The sequence below is a fragment of the Serratia sp. HMSC15F11 genome (assembly GCF_001808215.1).
Classification (GTDB): Bacteria; Pseudomonadota; Gammaproteobacteria; order Enterobacterales; family Enterobacteriaceae; genus Serratia; species Serratia nevei.
This window is the reverse complement of the sequence record NZ_KV792502.1, coordinates 1-1,406: the sequence shown is the minus strand read 5'-3', so window position 1 is coordinate 1,406 and position 1,406 is coordinate 1. Positions and strand designations below refer to the sequence as shown.

2 protein-coding genes and 1 pseudogene are annotated in these 1,406 nt (G+C 41.0%); all 3 read left to right on the top strand.

The window, feature by feature from the left end; all coding sequences use genetic code 11:
* Positions 1-401 (top strand): annotated as a pseudogene (locus HMPREF3138_RS25895) (type IV secretion protein Rhs); the annotation flags it as partial.
* A gap of 2 nt (positions 402-403) precedes the next feature.
* Positions 404-838 (top strand): hypothetical protein, encoded by a 435-nt coding sequence (locus tag HMPREF3138_RS25890; RefSeq protein ID WP_048233698.1) that lies wholly within the window; start codon positions 404-406, stop codon positions 836-838.
* Between the two features lie 52 nt (positions 839-890).
* Positions 891-1,214 carry a hypothetical protein gene (locus HMPREF3138_RS21970; RefSeq protein WP_038874503.1) on the top strand — a complete coding sequence of 108 codons (324 nt, stop codon included), beginning with the start codon at positions 891-893 and terminating at the stop codon, positions 1,212-1,214.
* Positions 1,215-1,406 lie beyond the last annotated feature (192 nt).

Below are 1,406 nucleotides of genomic sequence, written 5' to 3'. Positions count from 1 at the left end.
ATGCGCCGAACCCGCTGATGTGGGTGGATCCGTTTGGGTTGAGTATTGAATGGGTTAATCCATCAGATATCAATTTCTCACAGAGAACAATATCTGCAAATGATTATGCCGAGATCATGAAAAAAGGAGAGTGGGATTGGGGGCGTTCTCCTCTAAATGTATTAGAGGTTGATGGCCAATTAGTCACATATGATAATAGAAGGTTAGATGCTGCTTTGGAAGCAGGTGTAGAAAAAGTTGCTGTTCAACGTGTTGACCCTAATGCTGTTCATCCTTCATCTACGACAGGAAAAACATGGCAGCAAAAATTCCAAGAGCGTTTCAAAGACCGCAGAAATGTTAAAGCTGGCGGTGTGGTTCCGGATAAAGGGCTCAATAGCCGACCTAAGAGGTGTCCATAAAAATGAAGAATGTAATTACTGAACTGTGGGAAGCTGGTGAATTACCGATTAAAAATGCTCTTTATTTTTCAGATGGTAGGGCTGAGCTGATCGATATCATATCCTACCCCACGCCTAAAGTATCTAAATCGGGATGTTTCGATTTTTGTGAGTTCTATGAAAAAAATAAAGATGAGATTACTACTATTGATGTAATAAAAAAAATTGATTTGAGTTGTGGTGGATACTTATGCTTAGGGGAGGGGAGTTATGGTTCAGAAGGTTTTATCGCTTATTTGGATCGCGAAGAAAAACTAATTTGGGTTATTTACTCGGAAAACTCCAACCCCTTCGTTTCTGCAACCATTTTACATGATTCAACGGTTGTCATAGATTCAAGTGCTGGATTCCGACTGAAGGTCAATGTGCTAAAACCTGAGGAAATGGTGATAGTTTGATTGCTGAGTGTGCGGGAATTGAATGAGGAAATAAAGAACATGGAGGATTGTCATGAGGTTTTTTATCTGTGATGACGGTTATCCATCTATAGAAGCTGATGGTGATTTTAGGATACTGATTGACTTTTTAAAGGATGATATCCAAAGAAGTGTCTATGGTGTCAATGAGTTTATTGAGGCTTGTAAACTTGTAAGCTCTGGAACTCTGCCATTTTGGGAGGGGACGGGGAACTCTCATACTATAACTATTAAACCTAATGGTGTGGGGATTTTTAATGAGTACACCGAGGAGTCTATGATTGTCTCGAGTATAGATGAGTTTGAGGGATGTCTTGATAAATGGAAGCGTCTAATTTCAAATGAAAATGGCTTGTGAGAAGGAGAGGGATAAACAATATAATTTAATGCTAAAAAATTAGGTTCAGCGAGGCGTTCTTTAAAAATAAGAATGAATTGGTTTAATAAGTCTGCAAAACGACATCCTCGCACACCTGCCGTTGGTGCCGATCGCCGACAACCGGCTGGTGCAGGCGCATGGCCGCGGCCCGCAGGGCGAGTTCGAGGCGCA